This window comes from Nocardia sp. NPDC058499 (assembly GCF_042719915.1).
Lineage (GTDB): Bacteria > Actinomycetota > Actinomycetes > Mycobacteriales > Mycobacteriaceae > Nocardia.
In genome coordinates this window covers 93,414-108,813 of the sequence record NZ_JBHXMZ010000009.1, presented here as the reverse complement: position 1 = coordinate 108,813, position 15,400 = coordinate 93,414, and the positions used below count along the sequence as shown (strand labels likewise).

At 66.5% G+C, this 15,400-nt stretch carries 17 protein-coding genes; 14 read left to right on the top strand and 3 right to left on the bottom strand.

All coding sequences use genetic code 11. The features are described 5' to 3' along the window. Nucleotides 1-123: 123 nt before the first annotated feature. From ACFWPH_RS25300 to ACFWPH_RS25290, 3 genes are read left to right on the top strand one after another with little or no spacing between them, the layout of a single operon-like run. Nucleotides 124-1,506, top strand: coding sequence for an MFS transporter (locus ACFWPH_RS25300; RefSeq protein WP_378754595.1), 1,383 nt, complete (start codon nt 124-126; stop codon nt 1,504-1,506). Then, nucleotides 1,503-2,249 (top strand): 3-hydroxybutyrate dehydrogenase, encoded by a 747-nt coding sequence (locus tag ACFWPH_RS25295; protein WP_378754594.1) that lies wholly within the window; start codon nt 1,503-1,505, stop codon nt 2,247-2,249. The genes ACFWPH_RS25300 and ACFWPH_RS25295 overlap by 4 nt, the downstream gene beginning before the upstream one ends. Before the next feature lie 30 nt (nt 2,250-2,279). Beyond that, on the top strand, nt 2,280-2,612 hold the full coding sequence (locus tag ACFWPH_RS25290) for a glyoxalase superfamily protein (protein WP_378754593.1): 333 nt from the start codon (nt 2,280-2,282) through the stop codon (nt 2,610-2,612). A gap of 6 nt (nt 2,613-2,618) precedes the next feature. Here the strand turns inward: ACFWPH_RS25290 and ACFWPH_RS25285 are convergent, their stop codons facing one another. Beyond that, nucleotides 2,619-3,758 carry an acyl-CoA dehydrogenase family protein gene (locus tag ACFWPH_RS25285; RefSeq protein WP_378754592.1) on the bottom strand — a complete coding sequence of 380 codons (1,140 nt, stop codon included), beginning with the start codon at nt 3,756-3,758 and terminating at the stop codon, nt 2,619-2,621. 101 nt (nt 3,759-3,859) lie between these two features. Between ACFWPH_RS25285 and ACFWPH_RS25280 the strand changes: the two genes are divergently transcribed. Beyond that, complete coding sequence (locus tag ACFWPH_RS25280; protein WP_378754591.1) at nt 3,860-4,438, top strand: TetR/AcrR family transcriptional regulator; 579 nt, start codon at nt 3,860-3,862, stop codon at nt 4,436-4,438. A gap of 68 nt (nt 4,439-4,506) precedes the next feature. Here the strand turns inward: ACFWPH_RS25280 and ACFWPH_RS25275 are convergent, their stop codons facing one another. Both ACFWPH_RS25275 and ACFWPH_RS25270 read right to left on the bottom strand, forming a co-directional pair. Continuing rightward, the gene (locus ACFWPH_RS25275) at nt 4,507-5,259 is read right to left on the bottom strand and encodes an isocitrate lyase/phosphoenolpyruvate mutase family protein (RefSeq protein WP_378754590.1); all 753 of its coding nucleotides are present in this window, start codon (nt 5,257-5,259) and stop codon (nt 4,507-4,509) included. A gap of 46 nt (nt 5,260-5,305) precedes the next feature. Further along, a complete protein-coding gene (locus ACFWPH_RS25270; RefSeq protein WP_378754589.1) occupies nt 5,306-5,953 on the bottom strand; it encodes a TetR/AcrR family transcriptional regulator in 648 nt (215 codons plus the stop codon). Nucleotides 5,954-6,226: 273 nt separating this feature from the next. On the opposite strand from ACFWPH_RS25270, the gene ACFWPH_RS25265 reads away from it, so the two are divergent. The 10 genes from ACFWPH_RS25265 to ACFWPH_RS25220 all read left to right on the top strand — a co-directional run bounded on the left by ACFWPH_RS25265 (nt 6,227) and on the right by ACFWPH_RS25220 (nt 14,860). Further along, nucleotides 6,227-7,015 (top strand): SDR family NAD(P)-dependent oxidoreductase, encoded by a 789-nt coding sequence (locus ACFWPH_RS25265; protein WP_378754588.1) that lies wholly within the window; start codon nt 6,227-6,229, stop codon nt 7,013-7,015. Then, nucleotides 7,012-7,620 (top strand): carboxymuconolactone decarboxylase family protein, encoded by a 609-nt coding sequence (locus ACFWPH_RS25260; protein ID WP_378754587.1) that lies wholly within the window; start codon nt 7,012-7,014, stop codon nt 7,618-7,620. Before ACFWPH_RS25265 ends, ACFWPH_RS25260 begins: the two co-directional genes overlap by 4 nt. Nucleotides 7,621-7,622: 2 nt before the next feature. Then, on the top strand, nt 7,623-8,891 hold the full coding sequence (locus tag ACFWPH_RS25255; protein WP_378754586.1) for an aromatic ring-hydroxylating dioxygenase subunit alpha: 1,269 nt from the start codon (nt 7,623-7,625) through the stop codon (nt 8,889-8,891). 5 nt (nt 8,892-8,896) lie between these two features. Then, nucleotides 8,897-9,232 carry a hypothetical protein gene (locus ACFWPH_RS25250; protein ID WP_378754585.1) on the top strand — a complete coding sequence of 112 codons (336 nt, stop codon included), beginning with the start codon at nt 8,897-8,899 and terminating at the stop codon, nt 9,230-9,232. Nucleotides 9,233-9,285: 53 nt separating this feature from the next. Further along, on the top strand, nt 9,286-10,128 hold the full coding sequence (locus ACFWPH_RS25245; protein ID WP_378754584.1) for a TauD/TfdA dioxygenase family protein: 843 nt from the start codon (nt 9,286-9,288) through the stop codon (nt 10,126-10,128). A gap of 66 nt (nt 10,129-10,194) precedes the next feature. Next, a complete protein-coding gene (locus ACFWPH_RS25240) occupies nt 10,195-11,469 on the top strand; it encodes an aromatic ring-hydroxylating dioxygenase subunit alpha (RefSeq protein ID WP_378754583.1) in 1,275 nt (424 codons plus the stop codon). Next, nucleotides 11,466-11,792: a hypothetical protein gene (locus ACFWPH_RS25235; RefSeq protein ID WP_378754582.1), complete on the top strand. Its 327-nt coding sequence runs from the start codon at nt 11,466-11,468 to the stop codon at nt 11,790-11,792. Before ACFWPH_RS25240 ends, ACFWPH_RS25235 begins: the two co-directional genes overlap by 4 nt. Beyond that, on the top strand, nt 11,789-13,051 hold the full coding sequence (locus ACFWPH_RS25230) for an amidohydrolase family protein (protein WP_378754581.1): 1,263 nt from the start codon (nt 11,789-11,791) through the stop codon (nt 13,049-13,051). The genes ACFWPH_RS25235 and ACFWPH_RS25230 overlap by 4 nt, the downstream gene beginning before the upstream one ends. Before the next feature lie 26 nt (nt 13,052-13,077). Next, entirely contained in the window at nt 13,078-13,398 is a 321-nt protein-coding gene (locus ACFWPH_RS25225) for a hypothetical protein (RefSeq protein ID WP_378754580.1), read from the top strand. Nucleotides 13,399-13,411: 13 nt separating this feature from the next. Beyond that, nucleotides 13,412-14,860 carry an aldehyde dehydrogenase gene (locus ACFWPH_RS25220; protein ID WP_378754579.1) on the top strand — a complete coding sequence of 483 codons (1,449 nt, stop codon included), beginning with the start codon at nt 13,412-13,414 and terminating at the stop codon, nt 14,858-14,860. The last annotated feature ends 540 nt before the right edge of the window (nt 14,861-15,400 follow it).

Sequence of the window (15,400 nt, the reverse complement as noted above, 5' to 3'; positions counted from 1 at the left end):
CACATCCGTGGTGCAGAAATGGTCATTGCGGCGCAAATCCTCTGCACCAATACTCAGTGCAGCCGAATACTGTGGGGGCCGTCACATCAGACTGTGCGACCTCCGGCGCGAAGGAGAACTGCCATGCGGGAGCACAGCCCCGGACCCGATGCGGTCGACGCGAAGGACACCGATACCGGCGGCCTGCGACGGGTGGTCGCCGCGTCGATGGCGGGCACGGTCGTGGAGTGGTACGAGTTCTTCCTCTACGGAACCGCCGCCACACTGGTGTTCAGCAAGGTGTTCTTCGCCGAGGGCACCAGCGATCTGGACGCCATCCTCGCCGCGTTCGTCACCTACGCCGTCGGGTTCGTGGCGCGCCCGCTGGGCGGTGTGGTCTTCGGGCACTACGGCGACAAGTACGGCCGTAAGAAACTGCTGCAGTTCAGTCTCGTCCTGGTCGGCGCCGCGACCTTCCTGATGGGCTGCCTGCCGACCTTCGGCCAGATCGGCTACTGGGCACCCGCCCTGCTCGTGGCTCTGCGATTCATCCAGGGTTTCGCGGTGGGCGGCGAATGGGGCGGCGCGGTACTGCTGGTCGCCGAGCACAGTCCCAGCCGCAGCCGCGGTTTCTGGGCGAGCTGGCCGCAGGCGGGTGTGCCGGCGGGCAATCTGCTGGCCACGGTGGTGCTGCTGGTGCTGACGACAACGCTGTCCGACGAAGCGTTCCTCGGGTGGGGCTGGCGGGTCGCGTTCTGGTTGTCGGCGGTGGTCGTGCTGATCGGCTACTACATCCGCACCAAGATCACCGACGCGCCGATCTTCGTCGCGGCACAGCAGGAGGCCGAGGAGATCAAGGCCGGATCGCTCAGTGTCGTCGAGGTGCTGCGCCGGTACCCGCGCGGCGTATTCACCGCCATGGGCCTGCGGTTCGGCGAGAACATCATGTACTACCTGGTGGTCACCTTCACCATCACCTATCTGAAGGTGGAAGTGGGAACCGATACCTCGGTGATCCTGTGGTGGCTGCTGGCCGCGCACGCGGTGCATTTCGTGGTGATCCCGCTGGTGGGCAACCTGTCCGACCGTTTCGGCCGGCGACCGGTCTACCTGGTCGGCGCGGTGACCGCGGGTACCTGGGGGTTCTTCGCCTTCCCGATGATGGACAGCGGTAACAACCTGGTCATCGTCTCCGCCATCATCATCGGCCTGGTCTTCCACGCCCTCATGTACGCCGGGCAGCCCGCGCTCATGGCCGAGATGTTCCCGACCCGCATGCGCTACTCCGGTGTGTCGCTGGGCTATCAGGTCACCTCGATTGTGGCCGGGTCGCTGGCGCCGATCATCGCTGTCCAACTGCTGGACACCTTCGATTCCGCGGTGCCGATCGCCTGGTATCTGGCGGGCGCGGCGGCGGTCAGCGCGATCGCCGCACTGGCCGCGCGGGAAACGAAGGGGCTGACTCTGGAGAGCCTCGACCGCGCCGACGCCGAAAGCCTGGCCCCGGCCGAAGTCCCCGTGCGATGAGTGATCTGACAGGTCGCACGGCCCTGGTCACCGGCGCCGCGAGCGGTATCGGGGCGGCCTGCGCCCGGGCGCTCGCGGCGCGCGGCGCCACGGTCACGGTGGCCGATATCGATACCGCCGGGGCCGAGGCAGTGGCCGCGGAACTCGGCGGCACGGCCTGGACGGTGGACCTGCTCGATGTCACGGCCCTCGAAGACCTGACCCTCGGCGCCGACATCCTGGTGAACAACGCCGGGGTGCAGCACATCAGCCCGATCCAGGATTTCGCACCCCAGCGCTTCCGGGATCTGCTCACGCTGATGGTCGAGGCACCGTTCCTGCTGGTGCGCGCGGCCCTACCGCATATGTACCGGCAGGGCTGGGGGCGCATCGTCAACATCTCCTCGGTCCACGGCCTGCGCGCCTCGCCGTACAAGGCCGCCTACGTGACGGCCAAACACGGCCTGGAGGGGTTGTCGAAGGTAATCGCCCTCGAGGGCGGCCCGCACGGCGTGACGAGCAACTGCGTGAACCCGGGCTACGTGCGAACTCCTTTGGTGGACAAACAGATCGCGGGCCAGGCGCGGACGCACGGTGTGCCCGAACAGGAGGTGCTGGACAAGATTCTGCTCACCGAAAGCGCTGTCAAACGGCTCGTGGAACCAGAGGAGGTCGCCGCGCTGGTGGGTTGGCTGGCTTCAGCGGAGGCGGGCATGGTCACCGGCGCTGCCTACACGATGGATGGAGGTTGGAGCGCGCGATGAGGGCGCGCTCCGATCTGCAATCATCGCCGCATGGATGAAGAAGTCATTCCGATTCTCCACGTCGAGGACGCGGCCGCGGCAGCCGAGTGGTACGAGCGACTCGGTTTCACCACGGAATGGGAGCACCGCTTCGCACCGGAACTTCCGGCGTTCGTCGAGATCGCCCGGGGCGCCGTGCGACTGTTTCTCTCCGAGCACAAGGGGGACGCCCGCCCCGATACGCTGATCTACCTCCGAGTGCGCGATGTCGATGCGATCGCCGCCGAATTCGGCGTGCAGACCGAGGACGCCCCGTGGGCGCGGGAGATCGAGCTGCGCGACCCCGATGGCAACCGGCTCCGGATCGGCACCCCCATGGAGTGAATCCGGTCAGCCTGCGAGGTGACGGCTGATGACCAGGCGCTGGATCTGGTTGGTGCCCTCGAAGATCTGGGTGATCTTGGCTTCGCGCATATAGCGTTCGACCCGGAAATCGCGGGTGTAGCCGTAGCCGCCGAGTACCTGCACGGCGTCGGTGGTGACCTTCATCGCGGCGTCGGTGGCGACCAGTTTGGCCACTGAGGCGTTGCGCGAGTAGGGCAGTCCCGCATCGCGGCGGCGGGCGGCGTCGATATAGGTGGCGCGGGCCGAATCCACGGCGGCGGCCATATCGGCCAGTAGGAAACCGAGGCCCTGATGGTCGATGATCTTACGACCGAACGCCGTCCGCTCCTGTGCGTACGCCACGGCCTCGTCGAGCGCGGCCTGCGCGAGTCCGACCGCGACCGCGGCGATTCCGAGCCGGCCGGAATCCAAGGCGCTGAACGCGATCTGCAGCCCCTGCCCCTCGGTGCCGATGCGGCGTTCGTCCGGGACGAAGGCGTCGTCGTAGTGGGCGGAGGTGGTGGGCACGGCGTGCAGGCCCATCTTTTCCTCCGGTTTGCCGAAGCTCAGGCCCGGGGTGCCGCGCGGCACCAGGAAACACGAGATCCCCTTGGACCCCTCCCCCGTGCGCGCGAACAGATTGTAGAAATCGGCGATACCGCCGTGGGTGATCCATGCCTTCGCGCCGTTGACCCGGTAGCCACCGTCGACCGTGGTCGCCTTGCATGCGAGGGCCGCGGCATCCGACCCGGCCTGCGGTTCGGACAGGCTGTAGGCGCCGACCGTGGCACCGCCCAGCATCTCCGGCAGCCAGCGCTGCTTCTGTTCCTCGGTACCGAAGGCCAGCAGCGGATGGCAGGACAGGCTGTGCACACTCACCGCCACCGCCACCGCGGCCCAGCGCGCGGCGATCTCCTCGAGCACCTGCAGGTACACCTCGTAGGGCTGCCCGCCACCACCCCACTCCTCCGGGTACGGCAGGCTCAGCAGCCCCGCCTCGCCGAGCGTGGCGAAGACGCCGTCGGGGTAGGTCTCCGCCTTCTCGTGTTCGTCGACGATCGGGGCCAGGACCTTATCGGCCACATCACGGGTCAGCCCGAGGAGATCTCGTGCCTCGTCGGTGGGCAGGAGTCGATCGACAGCCACAGAAATCTCCTCGCGGCGATACGCAGAACAGTACTCGGACATCTGCCACAGTACTGCCCGCTCCTCAGTACTGCAAGAAGTTCCCCAGTACTATTGCTGGTATGGAGCAGCGTGCGACCTTTGCGACCACCCGCCGTACCGAAGTGTTCGACGCACTCGTCGCACTATTCCTCACCGAGGGCTTCGCGCACCTGACCCTCGACTCCATCGCCGCCCGGCTCAAATGCTCGAAATCCACCCTCTACACCCTCGCCGGCAGCAAGGAACAGCTGGTCACGGCCGCGACCGTGCATTTCTTCAAACGCGCCACCGCCGCGGTGGAGACCGAAGTCGCCGCAGCGACCGGAGCACGCGAACGCATCACCACCTACCTCACCGCTGTCGGGGAAGCACTCGCGGTGGCCTCGGACCGGTTCATGACCGACCTCGACCACTTCACTCCGGCACGCGAGGTCTACGAACGAAACACCCGTATCGCCGCGCGCCGCGTCCAGGAACTCATCGACGAGGGAGTCGCCGGCGGCGAATTCCGCGGCGTCCACGCCGCCTTCGCTGCCGACCTGGCCGCGACGATGATGGTCCGCATCCAGCAGGGCGGCGTCCGGGCCCGCACCGGGCTGGACGACAGCGCCGCCTACCGCGAACTAGCGGCGGTCCTCACCCACGGCATCAGCGCTTGACGTCCTACCCGCCCCGAAGGGGCGGCGCACCGGCCCACAATGTGGTACCCGTTCGGTCGGCGCCCAGGTCAGTTCCAGCGCTCCAGCAGTCCGTTGGCGGTGCCGGTGAGCGCCCGCTGCAGAAACGGGCCGAAACTGACCCGCGCAACCCCGGCTTCGGCGAGCACGTCCCGTTCGCCCTTGTCCGGAAATGCCACGGCGTTCACCGGGAGCGGCAGTTCGGCGCAGAGCCTGCGCAGCGTTTCGGGGTCGTGGAAGCCGACCGGGTACAGCACATCGGCACCCGCCTCGGCAGCCAGCCGCAATCGGTCCACGGCACGATCGAACCGATCGGACTCGTCACCGACCCCGCGCAGGAACAGATCGGTCCGCGCGTTCACCACCAGCGGCACCCCGGCGCCGTCCGCGGCCTGCCGTAGTGCGCCGACGAAGTCTGCATGCTCCTGTGCTTCGCGCAGCCGGCCGCCTTCGCTGTGCACGGTGTCCTCGATATTGAGGCCCACCACGCCCGCTTCGATCAGTCCATCGACCAGCTGTGCCGGTTCCAGGCCGTAGCCGGACTCGATATCCAGTGACACCGGAATATCCACCGCCGCAGTGATTTCCCGGACACGGCCCAGCGCTTCGGCGAACGACATCCCTTCGCCGTCGGACCGGCCCAGCGAATCGGCCAGCGGATGACTACCGACCGTCAGCCCCTGGAATCCGGCCTGCTGGACCAACTGCGCCGACCAGGCATCCCATACCGTCGGCAGGATCACGGGATCACCGGGCCGGTGGAGGGTGCGGAATGCGGCGGCCTTCTCGGACAGTGTTGTCATAGCGGTGGGCCCATTTCTCGGGAGACGGAGATCCGGCGCGCCCAGCCTACTGCGCCGAGGATCCGGCGCCGCCGCGCGGCACACTCCCGTCGTAGCCGGCGTTCCGGTGCCCTTCCACCTGTTCGAGGAATTCCTCCACCACGGCGGTGATCTCGGCGTGACCGGCGTCGATATCGAAGGCTTCCTCGATCCGCAGGAACCGGGAGACGCTCGACATCAGCATGACCAGCGTCAGCGGTGTCCACGGGCCCGGAGCACGGTCGCGCAGTGCGCCGGAGACGATCTCGAGCTGCAGCTCGCGAAATCTTTTCGACGACTGAGCGATTTCGGAGCGGATGGACGGCCGGTGCGTGGCCAGCGAGACGAATTCCATGGTGAGCGCGGTGCGGGATTGGTGATGGATGGCATCCCAGAGCGCCCACAGGGGTTGTTCGGATTCCGCCGCCGCGAGCAGGCGCTGGTAACTTCGTTCGGAGCCGCGCCGGAAGAGGGCGACGAACAGGCTGTCCATATTTCCGAAGTAGTAGTAGACCAGCGCGGGGTTCACCCCCGCGCGGGCGCCCAGACGCCGCGAGCTCACCGCCGCATAACCGTCCTCGAGCATGATCTGCTCGGCCGCATCGAGTAACGCCGAGCGTGACGAGAGGCTTCCGCTTCGCGCCTCCGCGTCGGCCGGCCTTCGGCTTTCCTCCATGGCACCTCCTTGTTCGACCGCTGCGGTCGCGGTCCCTACCGAACGACTCCGGCCGGCCTCACCGACTACCCGATCTTAGAAACCAACCAGGTAGGGCGGCCGGATCGGCCCACGGCGCGGACCTCTGGCGGCGTAACCCGGCCTATCCAGGCCACTTTCGGACCTTGACAGCCGGAGAGCCCCGTCCGTATAACTTTAAACACCCGCTTAATTAAGCAGTCGATTAAAGACCGGCGGATCGCCCGGCGACCGTCGGAGCGCGGAGGGAACACCATGGTTCGTGCCCACGTGGCGAAGGCCGCGAATTACCCCGCCAGAGCCAACAGGGTCGCCGTGGTCACCGGCGGCGCTTCGGGGATGGGAGCCGCCATCTGCGCGCGGCTCGCCGCGACCGGCGATCACGTCGCCGTACTCGACCGCGACGGCGCGGGTGCACAGCGCGTCGCCGAGGAATTGCGGTCCGGCGGCGGGACCGCGATGGGCTGCGAAGTGGATGTCACCGACCGCGCCGGCGTGGAGGAAGCACTGCGCAAGGTACGTGCCGAATGGGGTCCCGTGCAGGTACTGGTCACCAGCGCCGGAGTTTTCGCATTCGAACCGTTCACCGATATCTCGATCGAGTCCTGGAACCGGATCATCGATATCAACCTCACCGGCACATTCCACTGTGTGCAGGCGGTGATACCCGACATGCTGGAAGCGGGCTGGGGGCGGATCGTCACGATCTCCTCGTCCAGTGCCCAGCGCGGATCGCCGAAGATGGTCCACTACACCGCCTCCAAGGGCGCCGTGATCGCCATGACCAAGGCGCTGGCCCGGGAGTACGCCGCCTGCGGGATCACCGTGAACACCATTCCTCCGTCGGGAATCGACACACCGATGTCACGCGATTCCCAGGCGGCAGGCCATCTTCCGGACAGCGGGACAATGGCCCGGGCCATCCCGGTCGGCTACCTCGGTAACGGCGACGATATCGCCGCGACCTGCACTTTCCTCTGCTCCGAGGAGGCCCGGTTCATCACCGGCCAGGTGGTGGGTGTCAACGGAGGGTCGGTCATATGACCACCGTCGATCCTCGCCTCATCCCGCTACCCGCGGCGGACTGGACCGAGCAGGGACGTGCCATGTTGCGGGGCCGGTTGAAACGCGCCGACCAGTACCTGTCCGGCGCCTCGGACGCACCGCCGCTGCCCAATATTCTCGGGATCCTGGGACACCACCCGGAACTGGGCGGGGCGTGGCTGGCGTACAACGGCCTGCTGCTGGAACGTGCCACGCTCGATCCCCGGTTACGTGAACTCGCGATCCTGCGGGTCGCTCGGCGGACCCGGTCGGCCTACGAATGGGACCAGCACTCCCGCATGGCGCGGGATCTGGGCATCCCCGTCGGCACGATCGAGGATATCGCCTGCGGCGAGACCGCCCACTGGCCCGACGTGGACCGGCTGGTGCTGGCCGCCACGGACGAACTGCTCGACCGCTACAGGGTCTGCGACAGCACCTGGACCGCCCTCACCGCCCATCTCGACACGCGGCAGTTGCTCGAACTGCTGTTCGTGGCCGGCTCCTACCTGTGCCTGGCGCTGGTGACCAACAGTGTCGATCTGCAACCGGACCCGCCCACCGGATCCGCGACGACAGCCCACGACTCCGTACGGGAGGAATGATCATGGCGCGCTGGCCGAAACCGCCGGAAGGCACCTGGACCCAGCACTATCCGGACCTCGGCACCGGACCGGTCTCGTTCGAGGATTCGATCTCGCCGGAGTTCTACGACCTGGAGCGGGAAGCGATCTTCAAGCGAGCTTGGCTCAATATCGGCCGGGTCGAGCAGGTGCCGCGGGTCGGCAGTTACTTCACCAAGGAAATCCATATCGCCCGCACCTCGGTGATCGTGGTGCGCGATCACGATCAGCAGGTGCGGGCCTTCTACAACGTATGCCGTCACCGCGGCAACAAACTGGTCTGGAACGAGGACCCCCGGGCGGAAACATCCGGGACGTGCCGCCAGTTCACCTGCAAATACCACGGGTGGCGGTACGGCATCGACGGGCAACTGGCCTTTGTACAGCAGGAGGGCGAGTTTTTCGACCTCGACAAGCCGGAACTCGGTCTGGTTCCGGTGCACTGCGAGGTGTGGGCCGGGTTCGTCTTCGTGAACCTGGCGCCCGAGCCACCGCAGACCTTGCGGGAATTCCTGGGCCCGATGGTCACCGCGCTGGAGGACTACCCCTTCGACCGGATGACCGAATGGTACGAGTTCCGGGCCGAGAACCAGAGCAATTGGAAACTGTTCGCGGACGCATTCCAGGAGTACTACCACGTCCCCGGCCTGCATTCGCAGCAGGTGCCCGGCCCGGTGCGCAATCCGGAGCCGAATTTCGAATGCGCGCATTTCCAGGTCGACGGACCGCACCGGGTGGTCAGCACCGGCGGTGCCCGCCGCTGGACACTGCCGCCGGAGTTCATGTATCCGATCGAGCGGGCCACCCGCAGCGGACTCGTGGGCCCGTGGGAATCTCCCGATATCGGCGAACTCCCGGCGGGGATCAACCCGGGCCGGGTCGAGCCGTGGGGGATCGACAATTTCCAGATCTTCCCGAATCTGGAAATCCTGTTCTACCGCGGCTGGTACCTCATCTACCGCTACTGGCCCACCTCGTACAACAGTCACCTGTTCGAGGGAGTGCTGTGCTATCAGCCCGCCCGGACCGTACGTGAGCGGGTGGAGCACGAGGTCTCCTCGGTGGTGTTCAAGGAATTCGCCCTGCAGGACGCCGGAATGCTCACCGGCACCCAGACAGCGCTCGAATCCGCCTACCGCACCGCCCAGATCACCGACTATCCGGTGAACGACCAGGAGATCCTGGTCCGGCATTTCCACAAGGTGGTCGCGGACTGGGTCGGCGACTATCGCGGCGCACGGGCGGGGGTGTGATTCCGATGGCGCAGAACATGTTGCCGCCGGCGTTCGCCGAATTCGAGCGGTTCGCGCCGATCTGGTGCCTGGCCACCGAAACCGAACGCTGGGAACGCCGGATGAACAGCTCGATGGACGAACTGAACGAGTTCTACGCGGCGTTCTTCCCGCGGCTCGAGGATGCGATCGCCTACTGCGACAAATTCCCCCTCGACGACCTGCCCGATGAGGTCCTGCATCTGCTGCAGCTCATCTATTCGCTGGCGCTGGTGGCCATGGCGGTCGAGATCTTCCTGCTGCCCCGACCGGTCGACAGCGCCGACGCGGAGCTGGAACGGATCGCGGAGCCGTGGCCCTGAACCAGCAGGCGAATCGGTCACCCGGACCGGCACCCGAACGAGCGGAGCAATGAATGACCACTGTCACCATCGAAAAACTGAACCACGAGATCGGCGCCGAAATCGTCGGCCTCGACGCCGACCGGATGGTGTCGGACGGTACCGTGCCCGCGCTGGTGCTGGACGCGCTGGAAGCCAACGGCGTGCTGGTGTTCCGGGGCCTGCACCTGGAGCCGGAGGCGCAGGTGGCGTTCTGCCGCACACTCGGTGAGATCGACACCTCGGCCGGGCACCATCCCGTCAGCGGGATCTACCGGGTGAGCCTGGATACCAGCAAGAACACCTCGGCGAGCTATCTGCGCGGCACCTTCGACTGGCATATCGACGGCTGCACCCCCAAGGACGACGCCTACCCGCAGATGGCCACCGTCCTGTCGGCGAAAGCCGTGGCCGTCAGCGGCGGGGAAACCGAATTCGCCAGCACCTATCGAGCCTACGAACGTCTGTCCGACGAGGAGAAGGGGCAGCTGCGGACGCTGCGGGTCCTGCATTCGCTGGAGGCATCCCAGCGTCCCGTCACCGCCGATCCCACACCCCGGCAGCTGGCGTACTGGCGAAGCTGGCCGACCCGGGACCATCCGCTGGTGTGGACCCACAAATCCGGGCGCCGCTCCCTCGTCCTCGGCACCTCCACCGATCACGTGATCGGCATGGACCGTGCCCGGGGCCGCGCCCTGCTCGACGACCTTCTCGCCCGCTGCACCGCACCCGAGCGGGTGTACCGCCACGAATGGTCGGTGGGCGACACCGTGATCTGGGACAACCGCGGTGTCATCCATCGCGCCGCCCCCTACCCCGAGAACTCTCCCCGGGAAATGCTGCGCACCACCGTCCTAGGCGACGAGCCGATCCAGTAGCCACCCCTCGCCGGCGACCGGCCCCGTGGTCGCCGCCCTGTCCGAACCACCGCAAGGAGCACCACCATGGCGCGCTGGCCCAAACCCGCCGAAGGCAGCTGGACACAGCACTATCCCGAACTCGGCACCGCGCCGATGTCCTACGAGGATTCGATCTCGCCGGAGATCTACGAACTCGAACGTGCGGCGATTTTCAAGAAGGCCTGGCTCAATATCGGTCGGGTGGAACAACTTCCGCGGGTCGGCAGTTATTTCACCAAGGAGATCCACGCCGCCTGGACGTCGGTGATCGTGGTGCGCGATAAGCAGAAAGAGGTGCGCGCGTTCTTCAATATCTGCCGGCACCGCGGAAACAAACTGGTGTGGAACGAGTTGCCGCGCGAAGAGGTCTCGGGGACCTGCCGGCAGTTCACCTGTAAATACCATGGCTGGCGTTACGGGTTGGACGGCGAACTGACCTTCGTCCAGCAGGAGGGCGAATTCTTCGACCTCGACAAGAAGGATTACGGTCTCGCCGCGGTGCACTGCGAGGTGTGGGCGGGGTTCATCTTCGTGAATCTCGCACCGGAACCGGAACAGTCGCTGCGCGAATTCCTCGGCCCCATGATCACCGATCTCGACGGCTACCCGTTCGACCAGCTCACCGAACGCTATTCCTACCGGTCCGAAGTGGGCGCGAACTGGAAGCTTTACATGGACGCGTTCGCTGAGTTCTATCACGCGGCGGTCCTGCACGGGAATCAGTCGCCGGACAACTATTCCGCGGCCGCGCAGGCGGCCGGTTTCGAGGCACCGCACTATCAGCTGCAGGGCCCGCACCGCATGGTCAGCACCTCGGGTGTGGTGACCTGGGAACTCGACCCCTCCATGCGTAAACCGATGGAGGACATCACCCGCGGCGGGTTGTTCGGGCCCTGGGACGTCCCGGATCTCGGCGAACTCCCACCCGGGGTCAATCCGGCGAAATGCGATCCGTGGGGCCTGGATTCCTTCCAGCTGTTCCCCAATTTCGTGATCCTGATCTGGTCGAGCGGCTGGTATCTCACCTACCACTATTGGCCGACCTCCTACAACACCCATATCTTCGAGGGAAACCTGTATTTCGCGCCCGCCCGCACCCCACGCGATCGGGTCGCGCACGAAATGACCGCCGTGACATTCAAGGAATACGGCTTGCAGGACGCCAGCACCCTCGAGGCGACCCAGATGATGCTGGAATCCCGCGCGGTGACCAGTTTCCCGCTGAACGATCAGGAGATTCTGCTCCGCCACCTGCACAAGACCGCGGCCGACTGGGTCGACGACCACCGTAACCAGCAGACAGGAGCGGCCCAGCGATGAGCGCACTGCCCGCCGAATTCGCCGATCTCGAACCGTTTTCCGAATGGTGCCTGGCCACCGAGGGGGAACGCTACGCCAAACGCATGGCTTCCTCGATGGAGGACATGCAGCGGTTCTACGATGCGATCACCCCGCGCGCCGAGGCCGCGCTGACCTACCTCGACCACGTCGGCCTGGACGATATGCCCGACGACGCCGTGAATCTGCTGCAACTGCTGTATTCCATGATCATGGTCTCCTTCCCGGTGGAGGTGTGGAACCAGCCGTGGATACCGGATGCCAGTCAGGCGTCGATGGACTGCGTTGTCGAGCCGGCGCCATGAGCGGCGCGGCGACCGTGCTGCGGGCGGCACGCTGGGTCGATATCGAGGCCGGGGTCGTCCGCTCCCCTGCCGTGATCGTCGTGCGTGACGGGTTGATCGACGCGATCGATCCGCCCGCGGTACCGGAGGGCGCCACCGAACTCGACCTCGGCGACGTCACCTTGCTCCCGGGCCTGATGGATATGGAGATCAACCTGCTCATCGGCGGACCCGACAACCCCACCGGGCTGCCGAACCCGATGCACGGGGTCCAGGACGATCCCGTATACCGGACGCTGCGCGGGACCGTCAACGCGCGCACCACCCTGATGGCGGGTTTCACCACGGTGCGCAATCTCGGGTTGATGGTGAAGACCGGCGGCTACCTGCTGGATGTGGATCTCGGTCGCGCGATCGAACAGGGCTGGTTCCCGGGGCCGCGGATCGTATCCGCCGGGCATGCAATCACCCCGACCGGCGGGCATCTCGACCCCACCATGTTCCAGAAACTCGCCCCGCACATCATGCCGATGTCGGTGCAGGAGGGGATGGCCGACGGCGTGTCCGCGGTGCGGGCGGCGACCCGGTACCAGATCAAATACGGCGCCGGCGTCATCAAGATCTCCGCCTCGGGCGGCGTCATGTCGCACAGCACCGCCCCCGGCACCCAGCAGTACTCCGACGAAGAACTCGCCGCCATCGTCGACGAGGCCCATCGCGCCGGGATCAAGGTCGCCGCCCACGCCCACGGCGACGCCGGGATCCGCGCCTGTATCCGGGCGGGCGTGGACTGTATCGAACACGGGTCGCTGGCCTCCGACGACACCGTGCAGATGATGGTGGACCACGGCACCTTCCTGGTGCCCACCAGCTATCTGTCCGAAGGGCTCGATACGTCCAAAGCCCCACCGGCCCTCCAGCGCAAGGCAGCCCAGGTCTTCCCGAAGGCCCGGCGCATGCTCGGCAGAGCCATCGAGGCCGGGGTGAAGATCGCCTGCGGCACCGACGCGCCCGCGGTCCCGCACGGGCAGAACGCCAAGGAACTGTGGGCGCTGGTCGACCGCGGTATGACGCCCGTGCAGGCGATTCGCGCGGCCACCGTCACCAGCGCCGAACTGATCGATGCCGACGACCGCGGCCGCCTCACCCCTGGTCTGCTCGCCGATATCATCGCCGTCCCCGGCGACCCCACCCGCGATATCACCGCCCTGGAGCAGGTGCGGTTCGTCATGAAAGAGGGCGTCGTCCACAAGAACGAACCGGCCACCGCCCCGAACTGAACCCGGCAGTCCATAGGAGCAATACCGTGCCCAAAGGAATTCTCTACGTCGAATCCCGCCCCAGCTCACCGGAAGAGCTCGGCGAATACCACCGCTGGTACGCCGGAACCCATATCGGCGAGATGCTCGAGATCGAGGGGATAGTCTCGGCTCGCCGGCTGGAACCGCTGGCCGGTGACGGGAGTTTCATCGCGCTCTACGAGATCGAAGCCGACGACCTGGAGGCTGTGCAGGCGAGCATGGGTGCCCGGGCGCGATCCGGGGAGATGTCGAAACCGGTAGCGGTCCAGTCCGACCCGCCGCCCACCGTCCGCCTGCTGCGCGAACTCAGCGTGCACACAGCCTGACAGGAACCCACGCATGCGCCGGTACGAGAAACTCTTCATCGGGGGCGAATGGGTGCCACCCGGCTCCGACCTCGCCTTCGAGGTGATCTCCCCGCACACCGAAGCACCCATCGCGCGGATCGCCGCACCCGCACCCGCCGATATCGATCGCGCCGTCGCGACAGCACGCCACGCCTTCGACACCGGCCCCTGGCCGCGTCTCGCCCCTGCCGAACGCGTGCGGATCATCCGCGACCTCGCCGGCCGCTACGAGGAACGGGTCGAGGAGATCGCCCAGCTCGTCACCGCGGAAATGGGTGCGCCGATCACCTTCTCCCGCTCGGCCCATGCCCGGCTACCCGGTGTGATGTTGCGGGCACTGGCCGATCTCGCCACCGGCTTCCCGTGGCACGAGTCGCGGCCCGGCTACTACGGCAGCGATATCCGCGTCCGGCACGAACCGGTCGGTGTGGTCGGGGCCGTCGCCCCGTGGAATATGCCGATGCTGATGGTCGTCGCCAAACTGGTTCCCGCACTGCTCGCGGGCTGCACCGTGGTACTCAAACCCTCACCGGAGACACCGCTGGACGCCTACCTCATGGCGGAACTCGTCGCGGACAGCGAGATTCCGCCCGGAGTCGTCTCCATCCTCCCGGGTGATCGCGATATCGGCCGGTACCTGGTGGAGCATCCCGATATCGACAAGGTGTCCTTCACCGGATCCACGGCGGCGGGTCGCGAGGTCGCCGCGGCATGCGGGTCCGCGTTGAAACGGGTGAGCCTGGAACTCGGTGGCAAATCGGCCGCGGTGGTCCTCGACGACGCCGACCCGGCGGAAGTCGCCGCCGGAATCCAGGTCGCCGCACTGATGAACGGCGGCCAGGCCTGCGTCGCCCACACCCGGATCCTGGTACCGCACCACCGCCGCACCGAATACATCGACGCCGTGGCCGCCATGGTGGACGCCCTCACGGTCGGCGATCCGGCCGACGACGCCACCCGCATCGGCCCCGTGGTCACCGCCCGCCAGCGGCAGCGTATCCGCGACTATATCCAGCTGGGCACCGCCGAAGGCGCCCGCCTGATCACCGGCGGACATCGGCCACCCACCGGCCTCGACCGCGGCTGGTACGTGCAACCGACCTTGTTCACCGACGTGGAATCCACGATGCGGATCGCCCGGGAAGAGATCTTCGGCCCGGTACTCACCGTGCTCACCTATCGCGACCTCGACCACGCGGTACAACTCGCCGACGAGACCGAATACGGTCTCTCGGGGTCGGTCTGGACACCGGATATCGACCGCGGCCTGGAGGTCGCTCAGCGGATCCGCAGCGGTACTTTCGGCATCAACCAGGCCTACAGCATGGATCCGCATGCGCCGTTCGGCGGAGTCAAGGCCAGCGGGATCGGGCGGGAGTTCGGGCGTGAGGGGTTGGCGGGGTTCCTCGACACCAAGTCGATCTCCGTCGCACACCGTTGACCCAACGGCCGCTCACCACAGCGGCTCTCTACGTTCACCTGGCGGCACCGCCCGCCGGCAGCGGAGTCCGCTGCGTCGAGTTGCCAGGGCGTGAACTCGGCAAACTTTTGTACTGAGTGATAATTTCCGCCCGGACGGGAAAACTCCTGGGAACGACGGACGCGAAGATACCAGGCCACCGGCCTAGACCAATCGATTGTCGTTGTTGACGATGAGTACGAAGAGGTTTTGTGACACAATACTTTTCGTGCTTCTGACGGTCGAAGGCAACCCTGCGGCAACGACGATCCCGCGGATCGACGCGCCCGCAAGGCCGGCGCGCCTGCACACACACGACACAGCCCGAGCCGGGCGAACACACCGACCGGCGCACCCCGATCCCCGGATCGGGCGATCACGGCTGCCGGATACTGCACACACCCTCCCGCGAACCTCTGGTGAATCGCGAACGGCCCGCCCATTCGGCTGCGCGCTACACGAAAACCGCTGGCTGCACCCGAAAATCAACCCTCCCGTGAAGGTGAGTGGCACATTGAGCTC